Genomic DNA, 15950 nt, shown 5'->3' with positions numbered 1-15950 from the left:
TCCTTGTAAAGATTTGAAGCTGCATGTCCTTTTTAAGGATTGATATTTTGCTGGTGATGATTCGCCGAAGATATCACAGCGCAAAAATCATGTTTGGTGGCGATAGCGGAGGGGTTCCACACGTACCCATCCCGAACACGACCGTTAAGCCCTCCAGCGCCGATGGTACTTGGACCGCAGGGTCCTGGGAGAGTAGGAGGCCGCCAAGCTGAACTATTATTTTATTACATATTCCCTGATAGCTCAGTTGGTAGAGCACTCGACTGTTAATCGAGTTGTCACAGGTTCGAGTCCTGTTCGGGGAGCCAGCGGCCCGTTGGTCAAGGGGTTAAGACACCTCCCTTTCACGGAGGTAACAGGGGTTCGAATCCCCTACGGGTCACTTTCTTTTAAACTTTACATAATGGAGACTTAGCTCAGCTGGGAGAGCATCTGCCTTACAAGCAGAGGGTCGGGGGTTCGATCCCCTCAGTCTCCATTCTTAATATCGCGGGGTGGAGCAGCTCGGTAGCTCGTCGGGCTCATAACCCGAAGGTCGCAGGTTCAAATCCTGCCCCCGCAATTGATTTACGTGGAACTGTGGTGTAGAGGCCTAACATGCCTGCCTGTCACGCAGGAGATCGCGGGTTCGAATCCCGTCAGTTCCGCCATTTAAATCTTTGATAACTAGTTGGTTCGAGTCTATATGACTCTCCATATATATGCGCGTGTGGCGGAATTGGCAGACGCACTAGACTTAGGATCTAGCGTCTTTGACGTGGGGGTTCAAGTCCCTCCACGCGCATCCTATTAAGCGGAAGTGGCTCAGCGGTAGAGCATCGCCTTGCCAAGGCGAGGGTCGCGGGTTCGATTCCCGTCTTCCGCTTTTTCTTTTTTTACAAAATAGGCCGGTGTGGCGGAATTGGCAGACGCGCGCGACTCAAAATCGTGAGGGAAACCGTGGGGGTTCGAGTCCCTTCACCGGCATTATTTATCGGGATGTAGCTCAGCTTGGTAGAGCACCTGGTTTGGGACCAGGGGGTCGCATGTTCAAATCGTGTCATCCCGATTCATAAATAGGTTATCGCTTAGGCGGTAACCTTTTTTGTATATATTTATTGAATTCCGGTCACACTTAACAAAAAAGTGTGATAGAAGGGGATTCCATTGATTTTTTTTCGACGAAAAGATAAAGATAAACGATTCAAACGACTTAAACGAACTTTCTGGACGCTTACCATGTGTTTGCTTCTCGCGGCTATGGCTATCGGAGGGCTTCCGTTATCACAAACATTGCAGTCTTTATTGACTATGCCGGACAGTGTGGAGGTCATTGGGAATCATATGGCGTTTATGAAAGAGTCTGACCCCTCACAGGAAGTGCTTATCAACAAGCTTGAAGGTACAGAGCAGGTAAGAGAAGTCGCCTTGGAGAAGAGTTATATTTGTGGCGTGGAGACCATATCTCTGGGGATATTTGATACCGCTGAAATGGTCTCCATGATTAAGCAGCATCCCGATTGGAGCGGTCGCTTGGAACAGGACCGACTTATACTGAATGAACAGATTCATGATCTATCTCCAGAATGCAGAGAAAATGCATTTATGGGAGTAGATCCTAATGGGAATTTGATACTGTACCAAGGTGAACCTGATGAAGAGAAGGTCATTCGTACTTTTTTTCAGCTGGATGTAGGGACGATGGAATCCTCTCTCCCAGAGGGAGTCCTAGAGCAGCTCCACAAAGGAATTCGCATTCAGGATGTTGATGAATACAACAGTGTTTTATCGACTTTTAGCGATTATGCAGTTGCACCCGTCGGGAATATTGTAAGATGAATATATTTCTGAATAATTTAATATGCAGTTAATTGAAAGAGAGGGCAGTGAAAACTGCCTTTTTTGTGTTTGTTATGTTCGAAATTTCACGAAATTGTAGGAGTTTTCGTCGAAGTGCAAACTTTTTCGTTCTATGCCTTGAACATTTGATATAATGATTAAACGATACATATGTTCGCAGATGTTAAGGAGAGATGGTTTTGCGCTTTTTAGGAATTGACCCTGGGATAGCTATTGTAGGGTTTGGCTTCGTGGATAAAACAGGGAACAAATTAACACCTGTACAATACGGATCGATACAGACAGAGGCACACACGCCTGATGAGGAACGACTACTACATGTATATGAAGCAATGTGCCAATTGATAGATAAATATAAGCCGGATGCAGTTGCACTGGAGAAATTGTTTTTTAATCGAAATGTAACTACAGCGATGTCAGTAAGTCAAGCGAGGGGAGTGCTGGTGCTTGCGGCTACGCAGAGGGGACTGCCTATTGCTGAGTACACACCGATGCAGGTTAAGCAGGCTATCGTTGGCTACGGTAAGGCAGAGAAGAAGCAGGTTCAGGAGATGGTTCGAATGTTTCTCAAGCTGCAGACCGTCCCTAAACCAGACGACGTTGCAGATGCCTTGGCTGTGGCTATATGTCATGCCCATTCCTATACACTAAATTCGAAGTTAAATGAGGTTACGAGAAAATGATAGATTATATTAAAGGGCCTGTTGTCATGATTGAAAATGATTATGTGGTCATCGATGTTCAAGGAATCGGCTATCAGATTTTTTGCCCGAACCCTTTTGTTTTTGCTAAGCAGGAAGGAACTGCTGTAACGGTGTATACTCATCATCATGTGAGAGAGGACGCAATGCTGTTATACGGTTTTTCTACGCGTGAGGAGCAGCAGCTTTTTCGTAAATTAATTGAAGTCTCCGGGATTGGTCCGCGGGTAGCACTGGGCATCCTAACTGGAGGTACACCAGATCAGCTGATCGCGGCCATTCATCAGGAGAATATTACGTTTCTTACGAAGCTGCCGGGTATCGGTAAAAAGACGGCTCAGCGGATGATACTTGACCTGAAGGACAAGCTTGACGGATTTGGAGGTGCCATGTATGCTACCGGTCTATTTGCACCGAATGTGGCGGAAGAAGGCGATGGCTCCTACTGGTCAGAGGCACGTGAAGGCTTGAAGGCACTTGGATATACAGACAGCGAACTGGATAAGGTATGGCTCAAGATGAAGAATGAGACAACTGCTGAGGATACAGCAGACCTTTTGATGAAAAAGGCACTCAAAATGTTGTTTACTGGATAAAAAAAGCGGGATATCTCCGCTTGTTAATGCTTGAAGCAGAATAGAGGGATAAATATGGATGAACGGATTATATCCGCCAATCTGATGATGGAAGATCACGCGGTGGAGCTAAGTCTGCGTCCCCGCTATTTAAATGAGTATATAGGGCAAGATCAGGTCAAAGAGAACCTGAAGGTATACATTGAAGCTGCCAAGATGCGTAACGAGGCGCTGGATCATGTGCTATTGTACGGACCTCCGGGTCTTGGCAAAACGACATTATCCAACATTATCGCGAATGAGCTGGGTGTTAACCTTCGGACAACCTCAGGACCTGCCATTGAACGGCCGGGTGATCTGGCTGCGCTCTTAACCAATCTGCAGGAAGGGGACGTTCTCTTTATCGATGAAATTCACCGATTGCATCGTTCCGTAGAAGAAGTGCTGTATCCGGCTATGGAGGATTTTGCTCTTGATATTATGATCGGAAAAGGACCGAGTGCGCGTTCTGTGCGACTGGATCTTCCTCCGTTTACATTGGTAGGTGCTACTACACGAGCAGGACTGCTATCAGCACCGTTACGAGATCGTTTCGGAGTAATCAGTCGTCTTGAGTTCTATACCGTGGACGAGCTGACTTACATTGTATCTCGTACAGCGGATTTGCTCGGTATTGAGATTGTTGGCGATGCTGCCGAAGAGATTGCACTTCGTTCAAGAGGAACGCCTCGAATTGCGAACAGATTGCTGAAGCGTGTGCGTGATTTTGCTATGGTGCGGGGAGATGGAATCATTACTTCTACTTTGGCAGAGGAAGCTTTAAAAAGATTGCAAATTGATCCGCGTGGACTTGACGATATAGATTATAAGATGCTGAAGTCGATGGTTGTGAGCTTCCGGGGCGGGCCTGTCGGACTGGATACGATTGCAGCAACAATAGGTGAAGAAAGTCAGACCATTGAAGATGTCTACGAGCCTTATCTGCTTCAGATTGGATTTCTTCAAAGGACACCTAGAGGCAGAGTGGTAACACCTGCGGCATACGAACATCTTGGTATTCCCATGCCAACAGATAAGTAAGAGTTTGACCTAGAGTAAGACATGTTCATAGGCAATAATGCCCCGCTGCTGGAGAACTGGCCATGTATTTCTGCTGCATATCTTATATCAAATGATGCTCAAAGTGTTGGATAAGTAGAACAAATCTACAGGTATAATTGTACAGCCAGAGAAACGATATGAACATTATGCAATGGAGAGGGAGTCTTTTGCACCAACATAGGGGAGGAGAATAACTAAATGTACCGAAGAACAAAGTCGAGCGAGCGTCGTCTGCATTGGTTACAGGGCGCGAAGCTCGCTGTAGCAGCGGCAGTGGTAGCAGGAAGTCTTTACATGCCGTCATATGCTGATGCATCGGAAGTTGATACGATTCGTGTTGCCATGTTTGCTGATCTAGGCAGCACGTATAAGTCAACCACGCCGGCAGTTACCATGCAAACAGCAGGTAATGGGTCTGCTGGAATAATAGGCAGTAACGGATATGAAGCATGGATCACACTTTCAAATGCTGACGAGGTTCGATTCAGCGTTGACGGATATCGTGTGAAAGTATTCGAAACCAATGAGTTTGCCAAAGCGGCAGCGATCACTAAGGCTCTGCAGAGCACAGCTGACAAACCGATAATGTATTCTGCTTCTAAGAGCGGTAAGACCGTGTATCAGGTATATGCAGGAAATTATAGTACGCTGAGTCTGGCTGAAGCGGCTTCTTCACGTATAGCCCAGAATAACAGCACTCTGTTAAATGGACAAAAGCCTGCAGTGAAGGGAAGTAAACATAGCTCTGTCGGTGTCTATGCTTCCAAGGCGGCAGCTGACAAGGTACGCAGCACAATTACGGCTGAAGGATTGGATGCGTATACTGTGCTGCAAGCTACGGGTACAGGAGCTCCTGAATATGCAGTTTGGATCGGTGAAGAGACGACAGATGCACTGCTCACTTCAGTGGAAAAAGCAGTAAAACAGCAGCTGCCCCAGCTTACCGTGACTCCGGTCTCTCCAAATACCAAGGCAATTATAATTCGTGAGGATACTACGCTGAACCTTGCTTCACCAGCGGCGCGGGATCATTATATCGTCAGTGGAAATGATGCTAAGCTCGTGCTGGACGGAGGAGATGCAGGTATTCGCGTTACGGAACGATCAGCGAGAACCTATCGTGGTGATTTTGAGATTAGCACCTATAACGGTCAATTGGCATTGGTTAATGAGCTGCCGCTTGAGCAATATCTCTACTCTGTCGTGGGAACAGAGGTGTATACCTCCTGGCCGGAAGAGACATTGAAAGCCCAGGCTGTTGCTGCACGGAGCTATGCTCTATATCAGGGCAATCGATTTACAATAGCCAATGTTGTAGATACGACACTTAGTCAGGCCTATAACGGGATCGGAGCAGAGCATGAGCGTGTTACACAGGCCGTTAATGCGACAGCAGGTGAAGTCCTGAAGAGCGGCGGCAAGATTATTGAAGCCATCTTCTCCTCTAATGCAGGCGGAACAACGGCTGATCCTTCGGAGGTATGGAACGGCGGTGGCAACCTATTCGCTAGTGTGGCAAGTCCTGGAGACCAAGCAGCACAGCAAGGTACATACGAGTGGTATCATGTGCTGCTTACGGATGGCAAGACAGGCTACGTAAGGGAAGACAATACCAAATTGCTGGAAGGCACGACGGCAGCAGGGCTTCCAAAGCTGACAGTAACGGCTCAGAATACGAATGTGCGAAAAATTCCATTAATTCAATCGACTGTCAACCCAATAGCTCAATTGAATCCGGGAACCGAAGTCGTCGTTCTGGGTAAGGTTAATGAATCGGGAAGCTTCAGCTGGATGAGAGGTCCTTTCACTTCCGCAGAGGTCGTTGCGATGCTGCAAGGGAAGGTGAACACAGCTGTACCGTCTTCGATCACGAGCCTTGAAGTTACGGAACGAGGGCCGTCAGGCCGGGCTTTAGAAGTACAGGCGAACGGTCAGGTGCTTGGTGTGAAATATGGTGATGCTTATCGGTCTGCATTTGGCAGCTTGCCAAGCACATTGTTTGATATTACGGATACCGGAAGTTATACTGTACTAGGTGCAAATGGACAAACCGCGGAGAAAAAAGGTTCCGGCGGTGCTCATGTCATTTCGGCTTCAGGAACCTCATCCTACTCAGGCAATTCAATGGTCGTTATGAATGGCGAGGGAGATGCGCGAGCTGTAAGCAAGACTCAATCCTTCCTATTTAACGGACAGGGCTACGGTCATGGATTGGGCTTGTCTCAATGGGGTGCCAAGGGAATGGCAGATGAAGGGTATGATTACCAGTCTATTTTGAAACACTATTATCAGAATGTAATTATTGTTAAGGAATGACGAACTTATGAATGTAGATATGTATGATTTTGAACTACCCGAGTCTCTGATTGCTCAAACGCCGCTTAAAGAGCGCAGTGCATCACGGCTGCTTACGCTCAATAAAGAGACGGGTGAGATGGAGCACCACACTTTTACGGATATCATAGATTTTCTTAACCCAGGCGATACCTTAATACTTAATGATACGAGGGTTATACCCGCCAGATTGTTTGGTATTAAAGAAGACACGGGTGCCAAGGCAGAGGTTCTCCTGCTGCATAATCTTGGGGAAGATCGCTGGGAAACGCTCGTTAAGCCGGGGAAAAAGCTGAAGAAGGGAGCCGTCATCCGTTTTGGTGAAGAGTTGTCCGCTACCATTGAGGAAGAGAGTGATATGGGTGGACGAGTTATTCGCTTTAGCTATGATGGTATTTTCCAGGAAATACTGGATCGCTTAGGGCAGATGCCACTTCCTCCGTATATTAAGGAGAAGCTGGAGGATAAAGAGCGCTACCAGACGGTATATGCTAAGCATGAAGGCTCTGCAGCGGCTCCTACAGCAGGACTTCACTTTACTAAAGAGCTTCTTGCAAGAATTCAAGACAAAGGGATCTCCATTGGATTTATTACCCTTCATGTAGGGCTTGGAACGTTTCGCCCCATGTCGGTCGATGTCGTAGAGGAGCATGTCATGCATGCGGAATATTACTCCTTGAATCAAGAAACAGCAGATCTGATCAATGAGACGAAAAAACGTGGGGGACGCGTTATCGCGGTGGGAACAACAAGCTGCCGGACTCTCGAAACCGTTGGAACTCAGCTTGAAGGTAAAGAGCTCACAGCCAGCAGTGGCTGGACAGATATATTTATGTACCCTGGGTATGAATTCAAGGTTGTAGATGCTTTAATTACGAACTTCCACCTTCCTAAGTCAACACTTGTCATGCTGGTGAGTGCTCTTGCTGGTCTTGAGAACATCATGACTGCCTACAAGGAGGCAGTAAATCAAGAATATCGTTTCTTCAGCTTCGGAGATTCAATGTTCATTTACTAAGATAGAGGATGAGAATAATAAAATGTCAGCAGCAATTACTTATGAACATATAAAAACTTGTAAACAATCAGGCGCACGTCTGGGACGAGTTCATACTCCGCATGGTGTGATTGAGACTCCTATTTTTATGCCGGTAGGAACCCAAGCCACAGTTAAGACAATGAGCCCAGAAGAGCTCAAAGAGATGGAGGCTCAGATTATACTGAGCAATACCTATCATCTATTCCTGCGTCCAGGGCACGATATCGTGCGCGAAGCAGGGGGCCTGCATAAATTTATGAACTGGGATCGTCCTATCCTAACGGACAGCGGTGGGTTTCAAGTGTTTTCCTTGAGTGAAATGCGTAAAATCACCGAGGAAGGTGTACACTTTCGTTCGCATCTAAATGGAGATAAAAAATTCCTCTCTCCTGAGGTTGCGATGGAGATTCAGAATTCTCTAGGCTCGGATATTATGATGGCTTTTGATGAATGTCCTCCTTATCCTGCAGACTATGAATATGTCAAGAGATCACTCGAAAGAACGAGCCGCTGGGCAGAGCGCTGTCTTGAGAGTCATGCAAGACCTCATGACCAAGGATTATTCGCGATCATACAGGGTGGAATGCATGAAGATTTGCGTAAACTAAGCGCTCAGGATTTGACTTCCATGGATTTCCCGGGGTATGCTATTGGTGGACTCAGTGTGGGCGAGCCCAAACATTTGATGTACCAAGTTTTGGACTATACAGTCCCATTGCTTCCGGCAGACAAGCCGCGTTATTTGATGGGGGTAGGTTCTCCGGATGCATTGATTGAGGGAGCCATCCGAGGCGTGGATATGTTTGATTGTGTACTTCCTACTCGTATTGCACGTAATGGAACAACAATGACCAGTCAAGGCAGACTAGTGGTTCGTAATGCGAAGTATGCCCGTGACTTCAGTCCGCTTGATCCTGAATGCGATTGCTATACATGCCGGAATTACTCCAGAGCATATCTACGACACTTAATTAAGGCAGACGAAACGTTTGGCTTGCGTCTTACAACGTATCATAACCTGCATTTCTTATTGAATTTAATGAAGAAAGTGCGTCAGGCGATCATGGATGACCGTCTGCTAGATTTCCGTGATGAGTTCTTTGAGCAATATGGACTTCATGATAATGACAAAGGGTTTTAAATCAGGGGAATGTAGCTTATAAGCGGTACTTGATGATAAGGTATGTGAATTTGTGAAAGGGGGGAAAACAGATGATAAATGCTCCATTACAAGCAGCAGGCGGTGGCGGTCTTCAGCTCATCATTATGATGGTACTTATGTTTGCGGTGTTCTATTTTCTTCTGATCAGACCGCAGCAAAAAAGACAAAAAGAACATAGAAATTTGCTGAACTCCTTGAAAAAGGGAGATAAGGTCGTAACCATCGGCGGACTTCACGGTGTAATTACAGAAGTAACGGACGATACGATCGTATTGCGTGTAAACGATGTCACTAAATTGACATTTAACCGCAGCAGCATCAGCTCCGTCGTTCCTAGAGAAAGCGAAGAAACAGCATAAGCTTCTGCCTTAGAAAAGAGTGATATGATGTCCTTAACAGGACTGAGCATTGCCTCTAAAGCTAAAGAAGTGAGAAAGGACTCCATTCAGGAGTCCTTTTTTTGAGATCATCTTTTTACATTGACACCGAATATGCCGCCCAAGGCAGAGACGATAAATGCAATTGCCCATTGCAGCAAATCATATAGTTGAATCGAAGAATTAAGTGCGAGAAATCCGATAACAAAGACGAGAAGACCGTAGACAGCTCCTGTAATACCACCATGATACCATCCGCGTTCTCCTGATTTTTTTCCTGCAGCAAACCCTCCAAACAAAAGGGCAATGGAATGAACTAAATAGGTATAGAAGGATAAGTCTTGCTCTCGCATACCCGTCAGCCACAGAAAGAGAGACAATACCAGGGCACCAACAAACATCCAGATAAAAGCAGTAATCAATCCTGAGAGCAGCGGGCTGTGAATACGAATGGAAAATACGCGGCGTACGAAATCCATACAGGAAACCTCCTTGATCGGCTGTAATTAATACATTCTATGGCCAAGCTATACGGCTTAAGAACTCATTTTCCATTAATTAAATGGAATGGCACTCATGAACTTCGGTCAACCTATCCATTACCAATGTCCACATTTGACCCAAAGCTACAGGGAGGCCTGGATCATGATCGATCATGTCGTGCTACATATACTGCGTACTGTGCTCATGTACTGTATTGCTGCTTTTGCAATTCGTTTGATGGGCAAGAGAGAGATAGGAAAGCTGTCTGTTTTTGATTTGGTCATATCCATCATGCTTGCAGAGATTGCCGTCTTCGCGATAGAGGATGTGGAAAGACCTCTATATGAAGGCATCGTGCCGATAATAACCCTCATTATTCTGCAGGTTAGTCTCGCGCTCCTCGGGCTCAAGAGCAGATGGTTTCGTCTTGCTGTCGATGGTAAACCGGTCATTCTCGTGTCGAATGGGAAACTGCAGCGTGATGAGATGAAGAGACAGCGTTATAATCTCGATGATCTCATGCTGCAATTGCGTGAGCAGAATGTTGATAATATCGATGAATTACAGTTTGCCATTCTAGAGACAACAGGTAAGCTGTCCGTCATTCCAAAAGAGAAGAAGCCGGATGAGCGACACAAGCAGTCGCAGAAAAGCCTGTTTTCGCATATGAGCGAAGCTGCTGAAGAGTTGGATCAGAACAGTATTAATCTGACGAATATCCGATACGAGGCACTGCCGCTTCCACTTATTATGGATGGGAAGGTGCAGGATGCGAATCTGGATATGATTCAGAAAAACCGCTTCTGGCTGAAGAATCAAATCCAAGAGCACGGTATAAAAGATTTCAAAGATGTTTTTCTATGCTCGATTGATCATAAGGGCGAGATTTACGTGAATGCTAAAAAAGACAGCTCTAAAAAATAATTGAAAATATGCAGCAAACTATTTACGTGGTGATATCCATGAGCCGATAAAAGGAACACGGGATAAATCGTGCAGATCAATTAATCGGCAGGCTGCCATCACTGCTAAATAAGCGATAAGACCTATGAAGCTGGAAGCTATAAATTGTAAGAAGGATAAATGGGTCCAGGGCAGATGAAGGAATAAATACTGTGTTAGCCCGGCCATAATTACCATACCTGCGGCCACTTTAATAAGATCAAGCCAGCGAAAACGAAAACCAAGCAGTTGTCTCAAACTTTGGCCGTGCAGCAGAGTGACGATGAGAGAGTTAACACAAATAGCGATGACGGCTCCGTATATGCCATATTCAGGTCTTGAAGCCAGCGTAAGGATAAGGGTGATCTTGATAACAGCACCGATTGTGGTGTTAATGAGTGCTCTTCCTGGCCGATCTAAAGCTTGTAATGCTGCCTGAAGTGGTGCCTGTACATAGATGAACAGAGCAAAAGGAGTCATGGTCTTGAGCATGTTGGCAATGGAGCCATCGTCGTATAGCAGCCGGCATAGAGGTTCTGCGAGCACAAACATCACGACGGCAAAGGGTCCCCCGGTAACGAGCGCAAGTCTGAGAGATTGATGTAGTCTCTTATGAATGGTTTTATAATCTTTTCTTGCGGCTGCCTCGGATAAGGAAGGCACGAGGGATGTCGCCAGTGATGATGTGAGCGCACCTGGCAGCAGCAGCAGAGGGATGACCATTCCTTGAAGTGCTCCATATTGTGCTGTAGCCAATGCCTTGGTCAGCCCTGCAAGAGCGAGACTTTGAGCCGTAACGATGGTCTCCATTAAGTAAGACAATGAACCTACTAGGCGCCCGGCTGTAACGGGAATGGAGATGGCCATCAGTTTTTTGAAGATTGATTTTTGTTGCCCCTGACTCTGTTTAGTGGGTGCCGAAGAAGGGAGAGAGGGTAAGGATTTCCCTGTTTTCCTGTGCTTCTCATGCTGCCAGAGGAGCACAATCATACCGATCAGTTCACCTGCGACCGCGCCCAGCATGGCTCCTGCTGCCGCATATTCGATACCCCGAGGGAGCAGAAGATAGGAGAACCACAGCACACATAATATTCTCATGAGCGTCTCGGCAATGGATGAAGCAGCAGAGGGAATCATGTTCTGCTTACCTTGGAAATATCCTCTGTACACGGACGAAACTGCGATGATGAGAATCATGGGGGTCATGCTCACAAAGGTATGATATACTCGCTCATCCGTTAGAATGGTGCTCGTTACCCATGGTGCAAAGATAATACATAAGGTAGTGAATAATACGCCCAGCGACAATGTGAACAAAAGACTGACTCGAAGAATTTTTTCGGATGTGCCGTTATTGCCTAACGATTCCGCTTCAGCAACTAGCTTGGCAATCGCTAAGGGAAGGCCCCCAGTAATCAAAGTTACAATGACGATAAAAAATGGATAGCCTTGCTGGTATAGACCAACCCCCTCAGCTCCAATGACTCTGGGCAGTACGATACGGGGAATAAATCCAAGGATACGATTGATAATGCCGGCTGCAAGTAGAATCATGGTTCCTTGGATGAATGTTTGTTTTTTCATAAATGGATTTCCCTCTTCCCCTGGGTTAATACGTATTTCCTGTGTCTGATGGACTGGCTCTTAATAATGGATATGCCAAACCTGTCCCATCTCATGACTAGGAAGTTTGCCAATTATGATATTTCCTGAATATAACAGCCTTCTAATCCTGAATCAGGCAGGAGTATAGCGGGTATAAGACGAATAAAGGATTATGGAAGGTCTAAAGGAGGACTGAAGCAGATGGATTCCACAATTGAAGAAATGGATGGACAAGAGCTTGAAGAAGCCATCGAGCTGTTATGCTGCAGTAAGGCTGAGGAACTTCGGTTGGTAGGATATGAGCATGTAACCAGTAAGGATGTGTGGAATTGTATTAGTCATAAATATGAGAAACACGGCGTTCCGCAGCTGCATCAGCTGGTTAACGATATTTTATCGCTGAAGGCAACCAGCTTTATGAATTACATGACGCTGTCCGCTTATCGAGGTTCCTCTTTCTAATTGGAAGAGGGATTTTTTTGTTTCCGAAATAACGGTTCGCCCGATGCCTTTTTCATATAGGAAAATTGACTGAGATTTCCTGCATAGCTATAATAGGAATATTGAGAATGAAGGGGGATAAAAGTGACGGCATGAAGAGAGCTATCAGTTTCATTCTGGTCGTGCTAGTGACCGCCGGCGTTATGGCCTTTACAAGCCCAGGTCTGCTTAACAATATACGCCTCGGCCTCGATTTAAAGGGAGGCTTCGAGATTTTATATGAAGCTGAGCCGCTGGAAGCAGGACAAGAAGTCACCAGAGAATCACTTACTCAGACGGCGAAGAGTCTCGAGCAACGTGCAAATGCGTTAGGAACAAGTGAGCCTGAAGTAACAACAGAGGGTTCGAACCGGATTCGCTTGAAGCTTGCTGGGGTTACGGATGAGACCGAGGTACGCAGCAAGATGAAGGAGCCGGCTGTTCTGACGTTCCGCAGTGCGCAGGATGGGGACGAGCCCGGCGAGTACAGCAAAATTGAGCTCAGAGGTAATGAGTTTGTCGAGAACGGCGCCTCTGTTGTATTTGGCAGCCTAAATGAGCCTATGGTGGACATTCAGGTGAAGGATAAGGAGAAATTCGCAGAAATTACGGAGCGTCTGCAAGGTCAAGAGCTTGCCATTTATCTGGATGATGAACTGTTATCTGCACCCATTGTTCAGCAAGTATTGACCGATGGCAAGGCACAGATCACAGGCAGCTACACACGGGAAGAAGCGAACCAGCTTCGAGACACCATCAATCTTGGAGCGCTCCCACTGAAGCTGACAGAGAAATACTCTCAAAGCGTAGGTGCTTCACTTGGACAGCTGTCCCTGGAACAGACAATTAAAGCCGGGATTGTTGCATCCGTCTTTATTTTAATATTTATGATCGCTTTATATCGTATACCTGGGATTGTAGCAAGCTTTTGTCTCATCGTGCATACATGGCTTGTTCTGCTTATTTTTTATTGGGGAGATTTCGTTCTCACCCTGCCAGGGATTGCGGCCTTCATTCTGGGGATCGGGATGGCGGTTGACGCCAATATTATTACTTATGAACGGATTAAAGAAGAGCTTCGCAGCGGAAAGAGCGTCATGTCTGCTGTTAAGTCCGGTGAACGGATCTCATTCCGTACGGTAATGGATTCGAATGTGACCACGATTATTGCAGCTGGTGTTATGTTCTGGCTTGGTACCGGAGCAGTCAGAGGCTTCGCAATCGTTCTGATCATAGATATTGTAACGAGTATTCTTACGAATATCTTCTTCTCCCGCTTCTTGCTGAACTTGCTTGTCAAAGCAAAACTGATTAAGAAGCCTTCTTACTTCGGCGTGAAGGAGAGTGAAATTCGTGCGCTTTAATTGGGAATTTGATTATATCAAAATAAGTAAATATTTTTATACGTTTTCCATCGTCATTACTTTGCTTGGGATATTAAGCCTTGCTGTCTTCGGACTTAATTATGGCGTAGATTTCCGATCTGGCTCGAATGTGGACGTGACTGCGTCCAAAACGATTACAACGGAAGAAATTGAACCTGTCCTTGAAGAGCTGGGGCTTGCAGATGACGAGCCTGCTATTTCTGCAGGTACAAGCCAAGTGAATATTCGTTTTTCTTCGGTGCTCAATGAAGAACAGGAAGCTAATTTGAAGTCCGCTTTTAATGAACAAATTGACCCGGAAGCGTCCTTTGAAGTCAACACCGTTGATCCGGAAATGGCCAAAGAGCTGGGACGCAATGCAATTTATGCCGTACTGATTGCAAGCTTGGGCATTTTGATCTATGTTACCATTCGGTTTGAGTGGAGATTTGCTGTAGCTGCAATCGTCGCACTGCTGCATGATGCATTTGTCGTTATCAGTATTTTCTCTTTATTCAGATGGGAAGTAGATCTGACCTTTATTACGGCAGTATTAACCATTGTCGGTTTCTCCATTAATGATACGATCGTTGTGTTTGACCGGATTCGAGAGAATTTGAGATTTGCTAAGACCAAGACAAGTAAAGATGTGAATGAGGTTGTAAACCGAAGCATTGCACAGACAATGACTCGTTCATTGAATACGACAATTACCGTATTTATTGCATCACTGTTCCTATTCCTGCTGGGCGGCGAATCGATTCGCATGTTCTCACTGGCTATGGTGATTGGTCTTGTCTTCGGTGCCTACTCGTCTATATTTATTGCAAGCCCGCTCTGGGCCATTCTTAAAAATAAACAAAAGCCAAAAACAAACAATCCTGCGAAGTCGGCTAACTGACTTCAATGGTAAAACAATGAAAGCCGCGTCTGAGTAAGGCGCGGCTTTCGAATCTAACCGTCTAACGTGTAGAGGGGGAACACGGATGACCACTGATTATATGGAAAAAATGAACAGGTCTCGTTTCTGGACTAGTATGCTCGGAAATATGGGACTTACGATATTAAAAGGCAGTGTAGGTTATATTTCGGGAAACAAGGCACTTTTGAGCGACGCAATATACTCCGCAGGTGAGGTTTCTACACTTATTACACATCGGTTCGGTAACGCTGACAAGGAACCCATCATAGAATCCTCTACAAGCCGCACGGTTCGATTCGGAGAATTTCTCGCACTGATCATTCCTTTGCTCGTTATATTAGGTGCAATGCAAATTGCTTTCTCTTCGATCTATGTTATGGTGGCAGGAGATCTTGAACCGCCGCAGCTGATGGTCTTAATCATCGCGTTTGTTGCTTTTGTTGCAAGAGAGATATGGTTTCAATATGAATGGAGACGCAGCTACAAGGATAAAAGAGCCATACATATCATGGGCCGTCATCACCGTTCAGCTCTATATAGCTCTATAATCGTCCTTACAGGCATCACGCTTGCTATGATCGGTAAAGAAATGGATTACTCTTTGCTTCTATACAGTGAACCTGTTGCTGCGCTTATCACATCCGGAATCGTAATCTGGAAGGGATATGAGCTGCTCGCAAGCTATTTCTTGGGCCGCAAAGATAAGGAAGTTCGACAAGATACCTATGATTACATGGAGACAGTTCAGCGTGTACATGGTATTGTAACGGTTGAACAGATTAACGCCTACGAGCGGACGAGTGGTATCTATGTAGATGTGAGAGTGACCGTAAATCCAAGAATGAGCGTTGCTGAGGCACAGGAAACGTCAGAGCGTGTCAAGGTTCTGCTTACAGGAAGATTTGAACAGGTTACAGAGGTCAGCATAGAAGTTCTGCCGTATCTATCAGAGTATCCATATAAGAGTAATTATGAGCTGGCTGAACGCGAGTCTACTACTTTGCTTCAGTGAACAAACGGCCATTG

Annotated in this window: 15 protein-coding genes, 9 tRNA genes and 1 rRNA gene; 23 read left to right on the top strand and 2 right to left on the bottom strand. The window is 45.8% G+C overall.

Annotated features, from left to right (window positions below):
* The first annotated feature begins 92 nt into the window (after nucleotides 1-92).
* The 18 genes from rrf (at nucleotide 93) to yajC (ending at nucleotide 9110) form a co-directional block, all read left to right on the top strand.
* A 5S ribosomal RNA gene (gene rrf / locus BK126_RS15990) occupies nucleotides 93-209 on the top strand.
* A gap of 23 nt (nucleotides 210-232) precedes the next feature.
* Nucleotides 233-308: transfer RNA gene (locus BK126_RS15985), tRNA-Asn, on the top strand.
* A gap of 2 nt (nucleotides 309-310) precedes the next feature.
* A tRNA-Glu gene (locus BK126_RS15980) sits at nucleotides 311-382 on the top strand.
* A gap of 23 nt (nucleotides 383-405) precedes the next feature.
* Nucleotides 406-478, top strand: a tRNA-Val gene (locus tag BK126_RS15975).
* Nucleotides 479-488: 10 nt separating this feature from the next.
* Nucleotides 489-562 (top strand) — tRNA-Met (locus BK126_RS15970).
* 11 nt (nucleotides 563-573) lie between these two features.
* Nucleotides 574-650, top strand: a tRNA-Asp gene (locus tag BK126_RS15965).
* A 53-nt stretch (nucleotides 651-703) separates the two neighbouring features.
* Nucleotides 704-784: transfer RNA gene (locus tag BK126_RS15960), tRNA-Leu, on the top strand.
* Nucleotides 785-793: 9 nt separating this feature from the next.
* Nucleotides 794-865, top strand: a tRNA-Gly gene (locus tag BK126_RS15955).
* A gap of 21 nt (nucleotides 866-886) precedes the next feature.
* A tRNA-Leu gene (locus BK126_RS15950) sits at nucleotides 887-966 on the top strand.
* Between the two features lie 8 nt (nucleotides 967-974).
* Nucleotides 975-1048: transfer RNA gene (locus tag BK126_RS15945), tRNA-Pro, on the top strand.
* A gap of 98 nt (nucleotides 1049-1146) precedes the next feature.
* Nucleotides 1147-1818 (top strand): BofC C-terminal domain-containing protein, encoded by a 672-nt coding sequence (locus tag BK126_RS15940; protein WP_076313493.1) that lies wholly within the window; start codon nucleotides 1147-1149, stop codon nucleotides 1816-1818.
* A 200-nt stretch (nucleotides 1819-2018) separates the two neighbouring features.
* Nucleotides 2019-2522 carry a crossover junction endodeoxyribonuclease RuvC gene (ruvC, locus tag BK126_RS15935; protein ID WP_076313492.1) on the top strand — a complete coding sequence of 168 codons (504 nt, stop codon included), beginning with the start codon at nucleotides 2019-2021 and terminating at the stop codon, nucleotides 2520-2522.
* Complete coding sequence (gene ruvA / locus BK126_RS15930) at nucleotides 2519-3136, top strand: Holliday junction branch migration protein RuvA (RefSeq protein ID WP_047913333.1); 618 nt, start codon at nucleotides 2519-2521, stop codon at nucleotides 3134-3136. The genes ruvC and ruvA overlap by 4 nt, the downstream gene beginning before the upstream one ends.
* A gap of 54 nt (nucleotides 3137-3190) precedes the next feature.
* Nucleotides 3191-4195: a Holliday junction branch migration DNA helicase RuvB gene (gene ruvB / locus BK126_RS15925; RefSeq protein WP_076313491.1), complete on the top strand. Its 1005-nt coding sequence runs from the start codon at nucleotides 3191-3193 to the stop codon at nucleotides 4193-4195.
* Between the two features lie 219 nt (nucleotides 4196-4414).
* Nucleotides 4415-6532, top strand: coding sequence for a SpoIID/LytB domain-containing protein (locus BK126_RS15920; protein ID WP_076313490.1), 2118 nt, complete (start codon nucleotides 4415-4417; stop codon nucleotides 6530-6532).
* 7 nt (nucleotides 6533-6539) lie between these two features.
* On the top strand, nucleotides 6540-7568 hold the full coding sequence (gene queA, locus BK126_RS15915) for a tRNA preQ1(34) S-adenosylmethionine ribosyltransferase-isomerase QueA (protein WP_047913331.1): 1029 nt from the start codon (nucleotides 6540-6542) through the stop codon (nucleotides 7566-7568).
* 22 nt (nucleotides 7569-7590) lie between these two features.
* Nucleotides 7591-8730, top strand: a complete 1140-nt coding sequence (gene tgt / locus BK126_RS15910) for a tRNA guanosine(34) transglycosylase Tgt (RefSeq protein ID WP_047913330.1) — start codon at nucleotides 7591-7593, stop codon at nucleotides 8728-8730.
* Between the two features lie 71 nt (nucleotides 8731-8801).
* Nucleotides 8802-9110 carry a preprotein translocase subunit YajC gene (gene yajC / locus BK126_RS15905; protein ID WP_047913329.1) on the top strand — a complete coding sequence of 103 codons (309 nt, stop codon included), beginning with the start codon at nucleotides 8802-8804 and terminating at the stop codon, nucleotides 9108-9110.
* A gap of 107 nt (nucleotides 9111-9217) precedes the next feature.
* Here the strand turns inward: yajC and BK126_RS15900 are convergent, their stop codons facing one another.
* A complete protein-coding gene (locus BK126_RS15900) occupies nucleotides 9218-9607 on the bottom strand; it encodes a TIGR04086 family membrane protein (protein WP_047913328.1) in 390 nt (129 codons plus the stop codon).
* A gap of 166 nt (nucleotides 9608-9773) precedes the next feature.
* Between BK126_RS15900 and BK126_RS15895 the strand changes: the two genes are divergently transcribed.
* Nucleotides 9774-10535, top strand: a complete 762-nt coding sequence (locus BK126_RS15895; protein WP_047913327.1) for a YetF domain-containing protein — start codon at nucleotides 9774-9776, stop codon at nucleotides 10533-10535.
* Nucleotides 10536-10553: 18 nt separating this feature from the next.
* Here the strand turns inward: BK126_RS15895 and spoVB are convergent, their stop codons facing one another.
* A complete protein-coding gene (gene spoVB, locus BK126_RS15890; RefSeq protein WP_076313489.1) occupies nucleotides 10554-12137 on the bottom strand; it encodes a stage V sporulation protein B in 1584 nt (527 codons plus the stop codon).
* 222 nt (nucleotides 12138-12359) lie between these two features.
* Here spoVB and BK126_RS15885 point away from each other — a divergent pair, with 222 nt between their 5' ends.
* From BK126_RS15885 to BK126_RS15870, 4 genes are all read left to right on the top strand, one after another.
* Nucleotides 12360-12620, top strand: a complete 261-nt coding sequence (locus tag BK126_RS15885; RefSeq protein ID WP_047913325.1) for a post-transcriptional regulator — start codon at nucleotides 12360-12362, stop codon at nucleotides 12618-12620.
* A gap of 131 nt (nucleotides 12621-12751) precedes the next feature.
* Nucleotides 12752-14002, top strand: a complete 1251-nt coding sequence (gene secD, locus BK126_RS15880) for a protein translocase subunit SecD (RefSeq protein WP_076313568.1) — start codon at nucleotides 12752-12754, stop codon at nucleotides 14000-14002.
* Complete coding sequence (gene secF / locus BK126_RS15875) at nucleotides 13992-14903, top strand: protein translocase subunit SecF (protein ID WP_076313488.1); 912 nt, start codon at nucleotides 13992-13994, stop codon at nucleotides 14901-14903. The genes secD and secF overlap by 11 nt, the downstream gene beginning before the upstream one ends.
* A gap of 85 nt (nucleotides 14904-14988) precedes the next feature.
* Nucleotides 14989-15936, top strand: a complete 948-nt coding sequence (locus BK126_RS15870) for a cation diffusion facilitator family transporter (RefSeq protein ID WP_076313487.1) — start codon at nucleotides 14989-14991, stop codon at nucleotides 15934-15936.
* Nucleotides 15937-15950 lie beyond the last annotated feature (14 nt).

Source organism: Paenibacillus sp. FSL H7-0326 (assembly GCF_001955535.1).
Lineage (GTDB): Bacteria > Bacillota > Bacilli > Paenibacillales > Paenibacillaceae > Paenibacillus > Paenibacillus shunpengii.
This window is presented reverse-complemented; position numbering and strand designations above follow the sequence as displayed.